Source organism: Ekhidna sp. (assembly GCF_965228795.1).
GTDB lineage: Bacteria > Bacteroidota > Bacteroidia > Cytophagales > Cyclobacteriaceae > Ekhidna.
In genome coordinates this window covers 3465260-3478864 of the sequence record NZ_OZ245839.1, presented here as the reverse complement: position 1 = coordinate 3478864, position 13605 = coordinate 3465260, and the positions used below count along the sequence as shown (strand labels likewise).

Below are 13605 nucleotides of genomic sequence, written 5' to 3'. Positions count from 1 at the left end.
ATCTTCTATTATTTGTAAGAACGAGTCTTCAACTCTATGTTCTCATATTTTAAATCTTCTTTGTGCAATTTGGCTTTAGATGGCTCACCTGTGTATTCCCAGGCTGCTACATAAGTGTAATTCTTATCATCACGAACAGCTTCACCTTCTTCCGTTTGGTATTCTTCTCTGAAGTGACCTCCGCATGATTCGTTACGTTCCAGTGCATCTCTTGCAAAAAGCTCACCTAATTCAAGGAAATCTGCCACTCTACCGGCTTTTTCCAATTCTTGATTGATACCATCCGGAGATCCGGGAACTCTTACCTCTTTGTAGAACTGTTCTCGTAGTTCCTGAATTTCCTTTATAGCCTCTTTTAAGCCTTTCTCATTTCTTGCCATTCCTACTTTGTTCCACATGATTTTACCTAATCGCTTATGGAAATAGTCAACAGAGTGTTTACCTCCATTGTTGACAAAAAATTCAATCTTTTCCCTGACATTTTTTTCCGCTTCTTCAAATTCCTTTGTATCAGTTGGAATTGACCCGGTTCGGATGTCATCCGCCAAATAATCACCGATAGTGTAAGGAATCACGAAGTAACCGTCAGCAAGTCCTTGCATCAGAGCAGAGGCACCAAGTCTGTTTGCACCGTGATCAGAGAAGTTTGCTTCACCCAACGCATAGCATCCAGGAATGGACGTCATCAGGTTATAGTCAACCCAAACACCACCCATAGTGTAATGCACTGCAGGATAGATTTTCATTGGTGTTTTGTATGGATTGTCTCCTGTTATGTTTTCATACATTTCAAAGAGGTTGCCATACTTAGCTTCAACTACTTTTTCACCAAGCTCACGTACCTTTTTGTCATCTGCATCATGAATACCTTTCACGTTGACTTCTTCACGACCATATCTCATGATAGCTGCGTCAAAATCCAGATACACAGCCTCACCGGATTCGTTTGTTCCTACTCCAAATCCAGCATCACATCGCTCTTTCGCTGCTCTGGAAGCCACATCTCTAGGTACTAGGTTACCAAAAGAAGGGTACCTTCTTTCCAGGTAGTAATCTCGATCCTCTTCTTTAAGGTCGGTAGGTTTTAGTTTTCCTGCCCGTATAGCTTCAGCATCTTCTTTTTTAGCTGGCACCCAGATTCGCCCATCGTTTCTCAGTGACTCTGACATCAATGTCAGCTTAGATTGCTGCTCGCCATGCTGAGGAATGCAGGTAGGGTGAATTTGGGTGAAACATGGATTTGCAAAGTGGGCTCCTTTTTTATGAATTTTCCATGCAGCTGAAACATTGGATCCCATTGCGTTGGTCGAAAGGAAGAAAATGTTTCCGTACCCACCGGAAGCTATTACTACAGCGTGAGCTGAATGTCTCTCAATTTCGCCTGTTACCAGGTTTCTCGCAATAATCCCTCGTGCTTTGCCATCTACAATCACCAACTCCATCATTTCATGGCGATTGTACATTTTAATTTTCCCCTTACCGATCTGGCGAGACATAGCAGAATAAGCACCTAATAAAAGCTGCTGACCGGTTTGACCTTTAGCATAGAAAGTTCTGGAAACCTGTACTCCACCAAAAGATCGATTGTCAAGCAAACCTCCGTAATCTCTCGCGAACGGTACGCCCTGAGCCACACACTGATCAATGATATTGGTAGATACCTCTGCTAACCGATAAACATTCGCTTCTCTTGATCGGTAATCACCACCTTTTACCGTGTCGTAAAAAAGTCGGTAGGTGGAATCACCGTCACCCTGGTAGTTTTTTGCTGCGTTGATACCACCTTGAGCAGCAATGGAGTGTGCTCTTCTTGGTGAATCCTGATAGCAAAATGCTTTCACATTGTAACCCAACTCGGCCAATGTTGCCGCTGCAGAACCACCTGCAAGACCGGTTCCTACCACAATCACATCTATAAGACGTTTATTGGCTGGGTTTACCAGTCTGATGTTGTTTTTATGATTGGTCCACTTTTCAGCTATTGGACCTTCAGGTATTTTAGAATCTAAAGTTGACATACCTATTTATTTCTTATAAAGAATTGACATAATGATAAACCGCAATAAATATGAAACCAGCTGGAATCAATATCGCGTACGCTTTTCCAAGCTTTTGAATTGCCGGTGTGTATTTGTTGTGTCGTGCACCCATTGATTGGAATGCAGACTGGAATCCGTGCATCAGGTGTAGTGCCAGAAAAACAAAAGAAAGTGAGTATATAATTACCCGAACAGGGTTTTCAAACATATGCACTACTTCCTCATAATACCTGTCCGGATCTTCCGGCTTCATTTCAATGTATTTATAATTCATCTCTGGAATCCAGAAATCATAAAAATGAAATCCGAGAAAGAAAAGAATGAAAAGACCACTCCAGATCATGTTTCGAGACATCCAGGTTGAATTGGCTGCTCCATTATTTTTCGCATAGCTAACTTCTCTGGAATTCCTGTTTCTTATCTCAAGAATGAACCCCATAATGAAATGGAAAGCTACTCCGAACATAAGTACAGGTTGAAGAACAAATTGAACGAGCGGGTTTGTGCCCATAAAATGGGATAACTCGTTAAATAGCTCCTCGCTAAAAACAGAAGTGAAGTTGATAGAGAAATGCTGCAATAAAAATATGATCAGGAACAGTGCCGAAAGCGCCATGGCGAATTTTCTGCCGATGCTGCCTGAAAAAAGTTGCTTACTCATTTAATTTAGGATTATTGGATTTGTGCCAAAGGTAAATTCAGAATGTTTGTCGACCAATTCCAAATTTCATTTTTGACTGATTCTAAATAATATTCTTTGAGAAATAAGTTTTAACAGTTTTTAAATTGTTTGAATACAACCAAAGATGCATGATTCTTGTTCGGTAATCAATGTAAAGTGTCTTGCAAATCCATGTTAGATTTACAAATTATATTCAATTGGCTCCAATGAAGCATTTCAGATATATCCTTTTTCTTCTACTTCTAACAGCATCTCTTATATCAAGAGCAACACACATTCGTGCAGGAGAGGTAATTGTTAAGCATGTTTCCGGATTGACGTATGAAATTACTTTTATTGGATATCGAGATGTTGAAGGTGTGCCATTTGGGCAAGGTATTCTGGATGTTGGGGTTGGACAAGAAGGATTATATGGAGATGATCCTGATGAGAATATTCCCTGGGGACCTATCGAAGACTTAGGCAATGGCGTTGAAAAATGGTCATTTACAGTTGCATACACTTATCCGGGACCGGGGAATTACCTGGTTAGTTACAAAGAAGATTTCCGAAATGCAGAAATTCAAAACATCTCAGGATCTATCAGTACCACTTTTTATGTAGAAACACTTGTTGTTATTGATCCTTTATTAATCAATAGTACACCGTTCTTTACAGTGCCTCCGATTGATCAGGGAGTTGTAGGGGGTATTTTTGAACACAACCCTGGTGCGTTTGATCCGGATGGGGATAGCCTTTCTTATTTTTTCACTACTCCCAAGCAAGACCGTGACTTAGAAGTGAATGGTTATCTCTCACTTATTGATCCTTCTTTTTATGAGAATTTTGGGGAAGGAAATAGCCAACGAGACGGTGAGCCCACACTATCCATTGATCCTTCTACCGGAACCCTAACTTGGGATGCTCCTGGAGGTGCCACCATTCCAGACCAGGAGAATCGTGAATTCAATGTGGCCTTTGTTGTCGAAGAGTGGAGGCGTGTAAACGGTGAGTTGATACGATTAGGGTTTGTGACTCGGGATATGCAAATAATTATTTGGGATTATGAAAATGAACCCCCGGAACTAGAGATTCCTGAAGACACCTGTGTTGTTGCTGGTGAAACCATTACCAGCATTATAACCGGTACAGATCCGGATGGTGACCCAGTGAAGATAGAAGCATTTGGAGGGCCATTTGAAGTATCTCCTTCAGCATCCGTTTCTCCTGATCCGGGAGAATTCCAAGGCCCACCTTCGATTCTTAATTTTGAATGGGGTACTAGCTGTAGTCAGGTAAGGATCGCACCATACGAGGTTCAGTTCAAAGCCACGGATCAACCAAACATACCTGGTATACCAAATCCTCCGGGACTTGTAAATTTTGAAACCTGGCGAATTACGGTGGTTGGCCCACCTCCAACAGGTCTCACTGCTGAAACTACAACAGGAAGACGTATTGAACTAGCTTGGGATGATTATTCCTGTACAAATGCAGACTCCATGCAAGTTTGGAGGAGGGTAGGTGAGTTTGAGATTGATCCTACCTGTAATCCGGGTATCCCGGAAAATTCAGGATATGAATTGATTGAAACACTTGGTATCAATGAAACATCCTATGTTGATAATAACGCTGGAATAGGATTGTCTCCGGGCTCAAAATATTGCTACAGATTGGTGGCTAAGTTTCCTTTACCAGCAGGAGGTACGAGTATTGCTTCTGAAGAAGCATGTGATAGCCTGATCATTGATACACCGGTTATCACTAAAGTGTCTGTTGAAGAAACCGATGAAATAAATGGTGTAATAGCTCTCGAATGGACAGAGCCCATTCAAAGGAGTGCATTAGATGCTCCTTATCAATACGAGGTATTAAGAAGGAACGGTCAGGGTTTTGGAAATGATTTTGTATCAATCGATGGTCCTTCAACTAACCTGTCGTTTACAGATACAGGATTAAATACTGAGGATAATTCCTATTCCTATAAGATCGTCCTTTATGACAATACAAATCAGCCGGTAGATACCTCGCAGCAAGCTTCCTCTGTATGGTTGAGTCCAACACCATTAGTTGGAGCGATTCAGCTGGACTGGGAAGCCAATGTACCATGGTCCAACAGCTCCCAGTCATTCCCATATCATTACATCTGGCGAGACAATGTAAATAGTAGTGACCTTTCTAGTATTCAGCTGATTGATTCGGTAGATGTCACAGTGGAGGGCTTATCATATTTAGATGATGGCAGGTTTAATGGAATTATACTGGATGAAGAAATTGAATATTGCTACTATATCACTACAAGTGGTACTTATGATAATGAGCTATTACCGGAACCTCTTTTGAATAATGCTCAAATTGTATGTGTCCAGCCAAATGACACAATACCTCCTTGTCCGCCTGTATCCGTGCAATTTAATGCTTCACTAACATGTGAACAGCAACTGGAAAGTATTCCATGCGGTATCGATAATCAGTTTAGTAATGAATTTTCTTGGATTGAGGATGGAGACCCAAGCTGTGATGATGACATTCAACAATACCGGATTTACTTTTCACCAAGTGGATTAGAGGAGTCATTTGAGCTATTAGCACAAACAAATGAACTGTCATTCTCACACTCAGGGTTGACATCCCTGGCAGGGTGTTATCAAATAACTGCGGTTGATAGATCCGGAAATGAAAGTATATCATCAGAAGTCATTTGTAATGATAACTGTCCGAGATACATCTTGCCGAATGTGATTACCCCCAATGGTGATGGGAAAAATGACACATTCAGACCGCTTAAAGATCCTGAAAACTGTCCTCGTTTTGTAGAGTCAGTTTTGTTCAAGGTTTTCAATAGAGCAGGAGCGGAGCTGTTTGAGTATGATTCTGACGATCCGGAAAAGTCGATTTTGATTAACTGGGACGGAACGAATAAAAGAGGGCAAGAAGTTCCTGCTGGGATCTATTACTATTCTGCTGAAATACGATCAAAAAGACTGAACCCTGATGATGAAGTTCAGGTTATAAACGGGTGGGTACAGATCATTCGATAGAAAAACCGATTATTCTTTTTGATGGAGTTTGCAACCTCTGCAATTCTTCAGTCCAGTTTGTTATAAAAAGAGACGAAAAAGAGCAATTTCTTTTTGCCTCTTTACAATCTGAATATGCAAAAGAAAATCTTCCTGCTACATTATCTGAGGAGGATAACCTTCAGAGCATAGTTTTAAAACACAGAGGTTCAATCAAGACTAAAAGTACCGCTGCTTTACATATCGCGAGGAAACTTAATGGTTTGTGGCCGGCATTGTATGGACTCATTATCATCCCAAAATTCATTAGGGATTGGGTATATGATATTATAGCGAAAAACAGATATAAGTGGTTTGGAAAGAAGGATCAATGCATGATCCCATCTCCTGAGATGAAAAGTCGGTTTCTTGATTAATTGGATTGCCTACTTTTGTAGCGAACAAATATTAATTATGAGCAAAGCATACGTTTTTCCCGGACAGGGTGCCCAGTTTTCAGGCATGGGCAAAGAACTTTATGATAACCACTCTTCAGCCAAAGAATTAATCGATAAGTCAAACGATATTCTTGGTTTTGACATCAAGAGTATCATGTTTTCTGGCACGGATGAGCAATTAAAGCAGACTAAAGTGACACAACCTGCCATATTTATTCACAGTGTGGTAGCTGCTCTTACCTCTGAAGATTTTAATCCGGACATGGTTGCCGGACATTCATTGGGGGAGTTTTCAGCATTGGTAGCCAATGGAGTTTTAAGTTTTGAAGATGGACTTTCACTCGTATCAAAGCGAGCCATGGCAATGCAAAAGGCATGTGAAAAGCAGGAATCCACAATGGCAGCAGTTTTAGGGCTTGAAGACGAGACTGTGGAAAAGGTTTGTGAGGAAACAGACGGAATAGTAGTTGCAGCGAACTATAACTGCCCCGGACAGTTAGTGATTAGTGGAGAAGTTGCAGCGGTAAATGCAGCATGCGAAAAACTGAAAGAAGCGGGAGCAAAACGTGCACTGGTGCTTCCTGTTGGAGGGGCATTTCATTCACCACTCATGGAACCGGCTAGGGAAGAATTGGCAGAAGCTATACAGAATACAACCTTTAGCGCACCTAATTGCCCGGTTTATCAAAATGTGGATGCAAAAGGATATTCAGATATTGATTCAATCAAGAAAAACCTTGTTTTACAACTCACTTCTCCCGTTCGTTGGACACAATCTGTTCAAAACATGATTGCTGATGGTGCTTCAATGTTTGTTGAATGTGGGCCGGGTAAAGTATTGCAGGGCTTAGTAAAGAAAGTAGATAGAGAAATGACAGTTTCAGGTATTTCATGAAAATAAATCGATTCATAATCATCCTTTTTATGGGAGCGATCCTGATCGGCGCAGAAGGTTGTCGGAAAGGGCCGTCATCCTCTCATAAAAAGAACAATAAAAAAGTGAAGCGTGGTAAACCTATTCCTTGTCCGATAAAAGATTGCTAGTTATATGAAAATAGTAATAGCAATTGATGGATACTCAGGTACCGGAAAAAGTTCAACTGCAAAACAAGTAGCCTCACGCTTAAGTTATACTTACATAGACAGTGGAGCTATGTATCGAGCTATCACCTATTACCTTTTAACACACAATATCGACTTTCAAAATGAGCAGGAGCTAAGCAAGAGTTTAGCAAATTGTACTTTGTCGTTCGAAGGTTCTTCCATATTGGTCAACAATCAAAATGTTGATCATGAAATAAGAACCATGCAAGTGAATCAAAACGTTAGCCAGGTGAGTGCTATTTCCGAGGTTAGATCAAAACTGGTAGAACAGCAGCGGAAAATGGGGGAACAAAAAGGTGTGGTGATGGACGGAAGAGATATTGGTACGGTGGTTTTTCCCGATGCAGAGCTAAAGGTTTTCATGACTGCAGAAATGGACATAAGAGCAGAGCGAAGAAGAAAAGAGCTGGAGAAGAAAGGAATGAATGAGTCGCTTGAAGTCATTAAAGAGAACTTAAAAGAGCGAGATCGCATTGATAGCTCAAGGAAAGATAGTCCGCTAAAAATGGCTGATGATGCAAAGGAGATAGATACATCTCGTCTAACTTTGAATCAACAGATCGATAAAATTGTTGAAATGGCTGAATCGATAATATATGCAAGTTGAGATTGACGAAAATTCAGGTTACTGCTTCGGCGTAGAGTTTGCCATTCAAATGGCAGAAGATGAAATGGCTGAAGGTCAGGAGCTTTATTGTTTAGGTGACATTGTTCATAATTCCATGGAAGTGGAAAGACTTTACAATAAAGGTTTGAGAACCATCACCAGGGATGAATTGAAAAACCTTAAAAACTGTAAGGTTTTAATTCGTGCGCACGGTGAGCCGCCTGAAACATATCAGATTGCTATCGAGAATAATATAGAACTGGTTGATGCTTCATGTCCTGTTGTTTTGAAACTTCAAAACAGAGTGAAAAACGCATACGATCTGACCAAGCATAAAAATGGTCAATTGGTGATTTACGGCAAACCAGGACATGCAGAAGTGATAGGTCTTACGGGACAAACCGATAACGAAGCAATAATCATTACAGGGCCTGATGATTTAGAAAAAGTGGATTTTTCAAGACCCATTACACTTTACTCACAAACGACTAAGAGTACCAAAGGCTTTTACTCCATCAAAGAAGAGATAGAAAAAAGAATTGAAAAGCAGGGGCTACTCTCAGTTGCAGATGATTTCAATGCCAATGATAGCATTTGTCGACAGGTCTCTAACAGAGAGCCTCACATGGTAAAGTTCTCTCAAAAACACGATGTAATCATTTTTGTAGCCGGTAGAAAAAGCTCTAACGGAAAGGCTCTATATAATGTGTGCTTATCCAATAATCCACGAAGCTATTTTGTGGAAAGTGAAAAAGAAATTGATCTGAATTGGTTAGAACCGGACGATTCAGTTGGTATATGCGGAGCTACCTCTACACCTACATGGTTGATGGAACAGGTAGCAGCATATCTAAAAGATAACGAGCCTGCATTAGCTTGATGTAGCAAACCAAACACTGAAAATATAGTTTGTAGGACAATAGCTAATTAATGAGCTTTTTTATTGAAAATTTGACGGGGGTTAAATCGTATATTGATTAAGTTTGCCTCGTTTTTTAGACGTTCTCCCAAGTAAGAAATATGTCTCAGACAATAAAGCTGAAAAAAGGGTTTGACTTAAACCTGGCCGGAAAGGCAGAAAAAAAGATAATTGAAGTACCCCAGCCGGACACCTACGCGTTGAAGCCCACTGATTTTAGTGGCCTAAAGCGTCCCAAAGTGGTGGTTAAAGAAGGTGAAACCGTGAAAGCTGGCTCTCCGTTGTTTTTTGAACGAAACGATGAAGAGATTTTGTACACCTCTCCGGTTAGTGGTGAGGTTGTAGAAATCAAAAGAGGAGAGAAGAGAAAAGTACTCGAGGTAAAAATTCTAGCTGACAAAGAGGTAGAATTTGAAAGTTTCAAAAAGTACTCCCCATCAGATTTGGGTGGTTTATCCAAAGAAGATGCGCTAACTCAGCTGAAGCAGTCAGGTGGTTGGACAAATATTATTATGCGGCCATACGGTTGTATAGCCAATCCTGAGGATACCCCTAAGTCCATTTTTATATCTGCATTTGATAGCAATCCTTTAGGCCCTGACTATGATTTTATATTAAATGGGCAAGAGCAATACTTTCAGGCTGGTATAGATATCCTTAAGAAATTCACGCCTGGTACTGTTCACTTAAATGTTGATGGAAAAGCAGAAGTTTCTCAGCTTTTCTCTCAGACAAAAAATGTGCAGTTAAACGCTGTATCAGGTCCGCATCCGGCGGGGAACGTAGGTGTTCAAATACACCATATCGATCCAATAGCAAAAGGAGATGTTGTCTGGACGGTAAATCCGGTTGGAGTGGCATTGATTGGTAAGTTATTCCTGGAAGGGAAATATGACACTTCAAGATTAGTGGCACTTACAGGCTCTCAAATGAAGGAGAGAGGATATGCAAAAATGTATGCTGGTGCATGCCTTAATAAACTTGCAGATTCCATAGAAGGAACAGATAACAGATATATATCTGGAAATGTATTAACAGGTGAGGGAGTAGGAATTGAAGGGTACCTTGGATATTATCATAATCAAGTAACTGTAATTCCTGAAGGAAAGTATGAAGAATTCTTTGGTTGGATTTTACCAACTACTAAGAAGCTTAGTTTCCATAAGGCGTTCGGAATGTTGACGTTCTTGAATGGAAAGAACAAAGAATTTGAGGTTGATACCAACACCCACGGTGAGGAAAGAAATTTCGTAGTTACAGGCACTTTTGAAGAAGTGATGCCGATGGATATTTTGCCAACTTATTTATTTAAGGCGATCCTGGCAGAAGACTATGATGATATGGAAGCACTTGGTATTTACGAAGTGGTAGAAGAGGATGTGGCGCTTTGTGAATTTGTGGATGTGTCTAAAAATCCACTTCAGGAGATACTTAGAGAAGGAATTGATTTAATTAAAGAAGGATAAGCAGGAATGAAGTTTTTGCAGAAAAAATTCGATGATCTTAAGCCCCTTTTTGAAAAAGGTGGGAAGTTCGAAAAGTTCTATCCAATCTATGAGGGACACAGAACGATCTTTTTCGCACCTGATATTACCACTGGTAAGAGAGGAACGCAAATTAAGGATGCAACAGATCTAAAGCGAGTAATGATGACGGTGATCATAGCAATGATCCCTTGTCTGATTTTCGGAATGTGGAATGTTGGTCACCAGCACTTTATTGCAACAGGTGTTGAAGCAAGTCTTCTTGATAAGTTTTGGATTGGAATACTAAAAGTTGTTCCAATTATTGCAGTTTCATATGGTGTTGGACTTCTAACTGAATTCACCTTTTGTGTGATATACCAACGACCTGTAGAAGAAGGCTTTCTGGTAACCGGGATGCTTATTCCTTTGATCATGCCTGCCACTATTCCATTGTGGCAAGTGGCACTAGCTACTGTTTTTGCAGTAATTATTGGTAAAGAAGTATTCGGAGGAACCGGGATGAATATCCTGAATGTGGCGCTTACAGCCAGAGTGTTCTTATACTTTGCCTATCCGACTGATATATCCGGTAATGTATGGACCTATTTTGGTGATAAGACACCTGTTGATGGATTCTCAGGAGCTACAATTCTTGCATACGGTGCAGAAGCGGCTGCCAATGACACTAACATGATGGCTTTAGCGGAGAATCACTGGTATTCGGGAATGTTTGATTTCTGGAATATGTTTATGGGAGTAATTCCGGGAAGTATTGGTGAAACCTCTACACTTATGTGTTTGGTTGGTGCAATTATTTTGATAGCAACAGGCGTAGGAAGTTGGAAGATCATGCTGAGTGTAGTGCTTGGAACCTTGTTTATGGGTGGTATATTCAATTTGACGGGCGGCAACAGTTTCATGGAGATGCCGGCTTATTATCACCTGGTGATTGGAGGTCTTGCATTCGGAGCTGTATTTATGGCTACTGATCCTGTGAGTGCCTCTCATACAGAATTTGGGAAATGGATTTACGGTTTCCTAATTGGTGTTATTACGGTATTGATCAGGGTAATAAATCCTGCATATCCGGAAGGAATAATGTTAGCAATACTATTCATGAACGTATTTGCTCCATTAATTGATTTTTATGTTGTAGAAGCAAACAAAAAAAGAAGATTAAAACGTGCGACAGTCTAATTTATATGTCATCTTATTTGCTATCGCTCTAACGATAGTTTTCGGAGGAGCTTTATCGTTAGCTTCTGTAGGCTTAAAGCCATTACAGGATAAGCAAGTGGAGATTGATACCAAAAAGAAAATTTTAGGTGCAGTAATGGATATATCCACAATCGAAGACCCCAATGAACTTTTGGCGTTATACGATCAAAAGGTGAGTTCTATGGTTGTTGACATCAATGGGAATGAGGTTACTGAAGATAAAGACGGAAAACCCATTGTTGCTGAAAAAGTAAATATTCAAAGGAACTCCAAGTTTCCGCCGGAAGAAAGGTTGTATCCTGTCTTTATGTTTAGTGAAAGCGGTCAAGGAGTTGATTCCTATATTTTCCCGACGTTTGGATCGGGTCTTTGGGATTGGATTTCTAGCTTTATAGCGCTGGGACCTGACTTGAATACTGTTAAGGGAATAGCGTTTGACCATAAAAGTGAAACTCCCGGACTAGGCGCTCGAATAACAGAAGAAACGGTTCAAAATAGATACATTGGAAAGGAAATTTTTAATGATCAAGGTGAATTGGTTAGTATCAAGATGCTAAAAGGTGAGGGAAATCAGGGTTTGACTGAGCATCAGGTAGATGGAATGTCAGGAGCGACCATTACTGGTAAGGGAGTTAACGCCATGTTAGAAAATTACCTTGGACATTACAAATCTTTCATCGAGAAGAGAAAAACACAAAAAACAGCAAGTCTATGAGTTCGGATATAGCAGAAGTTTCACCAGAATCAGCTGTAGAGCTTAAAACAAAAGAGCAAGCAGAGCCTTTGTTTTCCAAGCGAAGAAAACGTATTGTTTCTGATCCCTTAAATGATGACAACCCAATTACAATTCAGGTATTGGGTATTTGTTCAGCGTTGGCTGTGACAGTTCAGTTTAAGCCCACGATGATTATGTCCATAGCGGTAATTTTCGTAATCGTATTTGCAAACCTTATCACCTCTGTGATGAGGAAATTGATACCAAATAGGATTAGAATTATAGTCCAGCTTGCCATCATTGCTACACTCGTAACATTGGTGAGCGAAGTACTTAAAGCATATAGCTACGACATGTATAAAGTATTGGGCGCCTACGTTGGACTGATTATTACAAATTGTATTGTAATGGGAAGATTGGAAGCCTTTGCTATGGCAAACAAACCATATGATTCAATTCTCGATGGATTCGGGAGTGGGTTCGGATATGCCTGGATCATTTTAGTAGTTGCTTTTTTTAGAGAATTGCTTGGTGGAGGTACCATGTTTGTAGGTACTCCATTGGAATGGGATGTGTATGGCTCAATTGGAAGCTTGTTTGGAACGGAGCTACAAACAAACGGTCTTTTCGTAGATTCGATTGGTGCGTTTGTTATTTTAGGAATTATTATTTGGATACAGCGAACGAAAAACGGTTACGTAGAACACTAAGATTATGGAAGCAATTAACATAGCAATAAAAGCGATCTTCATTGACAACATGGTTTTCGCATACTTTTTGGGGATGTGTAGTTTCCTTGCAGTATCCAAAAAGGTTAAAACGGCATTTGGACTTGGGATGGCGGTTATTTTCGTTTTGACCATCACTGTTCCTATCAACTGGATGATTCAAGAAAACGTATTGAAGGAAGGGGCTTTATCATGGCTTGGTGCTGATTTTGCATCAATAGATTTGACATTCTTACAATTCATAATTTTCATTGCTGTAATCGCGGCTATGGTACAGTTGGTCGAGATGATCATCGAGAAGTTTTCACCTTCACTTTATGGATCACTTGGTATATTTCTGCCGCTTATCGCAGTAAATTGTGCCATACTTGGTTCATCCCTATTTATGGTACAAAGAGATTACACCATTGTAGAAGCTACTGCCTTTGGATTTGGATCGGGTACAGGTTTCTTTTTAGCAATCATCGCATTGGCTGCCATCAGAGAGCGCTTGAAGTATTCGCATGTTCCGGACGGGCTGAAAGGTTTAGGTATCACCATGCTTATTACCGGCCTCATGGGATTAGCATTCAAATCATTTATTGGAGTAGCCCTCTGAAAAAATATTTAAAAAGGGTGACTAATCACCCTTTTTTTGTGTCTATAAAAAGGTGATATTCACCTGAAATTTTACTTAACACTAAAATCGTAA

Annotated in this window: 12 protein-coding genes; 10 read left to right on the top strand and 2 right to left on the bottom strand. The window is 40.2% G+C overall.

Going from position 1 to position 13605, the window contains the following annotated elements; translation table 11 throughout:
• Nucleotides 1-8 precede the first annotated feature (8 nt).
• Both ACQK2H_RS15550 and ACQK2H_RS15545 read right to left on the bottom strand, forming a co-directional pair.
• Nucleotides 9-2018, bottom strand: coding sequence for a fumarate reductase/succinate dehydrogenase flavoprotein subunit (locus tag ACQK2H_RS15550; RefSeq protein WP_425392297.1), 2010 nt, complete (start codon nucleotides 2016-2018; stop codon nucleotides 9-11).
• A gap of 13 nt (nucleotides 2019-2031) precedes the next feature.
• Nucleotides 2032-2700, bottom strand: coding sequence for a succinate dehydrogenase cytochrome b subunit (locus ACQK2H_RS15545; protein ID WP_425392296.1), 669 nt, complete (start codon nucleotides 2698-2700; stop codon nucleotides 2032-2034).
• 227 nt (nucleotides 2701-2927) lie between these two features.
• Between ACQK2H_RS15545 and ACQK2H_RS15540 the strand changes: the two genes are divergently transcribed.
• From ACQK2H_RS15540 to nqrE, 10 genes are all read left to right on the top strand, one after another.
• Nucleotides 2928-5741: a gliding motility-associated C-terminal domain-containing protein gene (locus tag ACQK2H_RS15540; protein WP_425392295.1), complete on the top strand. Its 2814-nt coding sequence runs from the start codon at nucleotides 2928-2930 to the stop codon at nucleotides 5739-5741.
• Nucleotides 5720-6136, top strand: coding sequence for a thiol-disulfide oxidoreductase DCC family protein (locus tag ACQK2H_RS15535; RefSeq protein ID WP_425392294.1), 417 nt, complete (start codon nucleotides 5720-5722; stop codon nucleotides 6134-6136). Before ACQK2H_RS15540 ends, ACQK2H_RS15535 begins: the two co-directional genes overlap by 22 nt.
• A 37-nt stretch (nucleotides 6137-6173) precedes the next feature.
• The gene (gene fabD / locus ACQK2H_RS15530) at nucleotides 6174-7052 is read left to right on the top strand and encodes an ACP S-malonyltransferase (RefSeq protein ID WP_425392293.1); all 879 of its coding nucleotides are present in this window, start codon (nucleotides 6174-6176) and stop codon (nucleotides 7050-7052) included.
• 153 nt (nucleotides 7053-7205) lie between these two features.
• The gene (cmk, locus tag ACQK2H_RS15525) at nucleotides 7206-7868 is read left to right on the top strand and encodes a (d)CMP kinase (RefSeq protein ID WP_425392292.1); all 663 of its coding nucleotides are present in this window, start codon (nucleotides 7206-7208) and stop codon (nucleotides 7866-7868) included.
• Nucleotides 7858-8748 carry a 4-hydroxy-3-methylbut-2-enyl diphosphate reductase gene (locus ACQK2H_RS15520; RefSeq protein WP_425392291.1) on the top strand — a complete coding sequence of 297 codons (891 nt, stop codon included), beginning with the start codon at nucleotides 7858-7860 and terminating at the stop codon, nucleotides 8746-8748. The genes cmk and ACQK2H_RS15520 overlap by 11 nt, the downstream gene beginning before the upstream one ends.
• Before the next feature lie 140 nt (nucleotides 8749-8888).
• Entirely contained in the window at nucleotides 8889-10253 is a 1365-nt protein-coding gene (locus ACQK2H_RS15515) for a Na(+)-translocating NADH-quinone reductase subunit A (RefSeq protein ID WP_425392290.1), read from the top strand.
• A 6-nt stretch (nucleotides 10254-10259) separates the two neighbouring features.
• A complete protein-coding gene (locus ACQK2H_RS15510; RefSeq protein WP_425392289.1) occupies nucleotides 10260-11450 on the top strand; it encodes an NADH:ubiquinone reductase (Na(+)-transporting) subunit B in 1191 nt (396 codons plus the stop codon).
• Nucleotides 11437-12186, top strand: coding sequence for an NADH:ubiquinone reductase (Na(+)-transporting) subunit C (nqrC, locus tag ACQK2H_RS15505; protein WP_425392288.1), 750 nt, complete (start codon nucleotides 11437-11439; stop codon nucleotides 12184-12186). The genes ACQK2H_RS15510 and nqrC overlap by 14 nt, the downstream gene beginning before the upstream one ends.
• The gene (locus ACQK2H_RS15500) at nucleotides 12183-12896 is read left to right on the top strand and encodes an NADH:ubiquinone reductase (Na(+)-transporting) subunit D (RefSeq protein ID WP_425392287.1); all 714 of its coding nucleotides are present in this window, start codon (nucleotides 12183-12185) and stop codon (nucleotides 12894-12896) included. Before nqrC ends, ACQK2H_RS15500 begins: the two co-directional genes overlap by 4 nt.
• Nucleotides 12897-12900: 4 nt before the next feature.
• On the top strand, nucleotides 12901-13512 hold the full coding sequence (gene nqrE / locus ACQK2H_RS15495; protein ID WP_425392286.1) for an NADH:ubiquinone reductase (Na(+)-transporting) subunit E: 612 nt from the start codon (nucleotides 12901-12903) through the stop codon (nucleotides 13510-13512).
• The last annotated feature ends 93 nt before the right edge of the window (nucleotides 13513-13605 follow it).

Coding starts and splice junctions, on each gene's coding strand:
- nqrE (WP_425392286.1), top strand. CDS start 12,901: ATGGAAGCAATTAACATAGCAATAAAAGCGATCTTCATTGACAACATG.
- ACQK2H_RS15500 (WP_425392287.1), top strand. CDS start 12,183: ATGAGTTCGGATATAGCAGAAGTTTCACCAGAATCAGCTGTAGAGCTT.
- ACQK2H_RS15550 (WP_425392297.1), bottom strand. CDS start 2,018: ATGTCAACTTTAGATTCTAAAATACCTGAAGGTCCAATAGCTGAAAAG.
- ACQK2H_RS15515 (WP_425392290.1), top strand. CDS start 8,889: ATGTCTCAGACAATAAAGCTGAAAAAAGGGTTTGACTTAAACCTGGCC.
- ACQK2H_RS15520 (WP_425392291.1), top strand. CDS start 7,858: ATGCAAGTTGAGATTGACGAAAATTCAGGTTACTGCTTCGGCGTAGAG.
- ACQK2H_RS15540 (WP_425392295.1), top strand. CDS start 2,928: ATGAAGCATTTCAGATATATCCTTTTTCTTCTACTTCTAACAGCATCT.
- ACQK2H_RS15545 (WP_425392296.1), bottom strand. CDS start 2,700: ATGAGTAAGCAACTTTTTTCAGGCAGCATCGGCAGAAAATTCGCCATG.
- ACQK2H_RS15510 (WP_425392289.1), top strand. CDS start 10,260: ATGAAGTTTTTGCAGAAAAAATTCGATGATCTTAAGCCCCTTTTTGAA.
- cmk (WP_425392292.1), top strand. CDS start 7,206: ATGAAAATAGTAATAGCAATTGATGGATACTCAGGTACCGGAAAAAGT.
- fabD (WP_425392293.1), top strand. CDS start 6,174: ATGAGCAAAGCATACGTTTTTCCCGGACAGGGTGCCCAGTTTTCAGGC.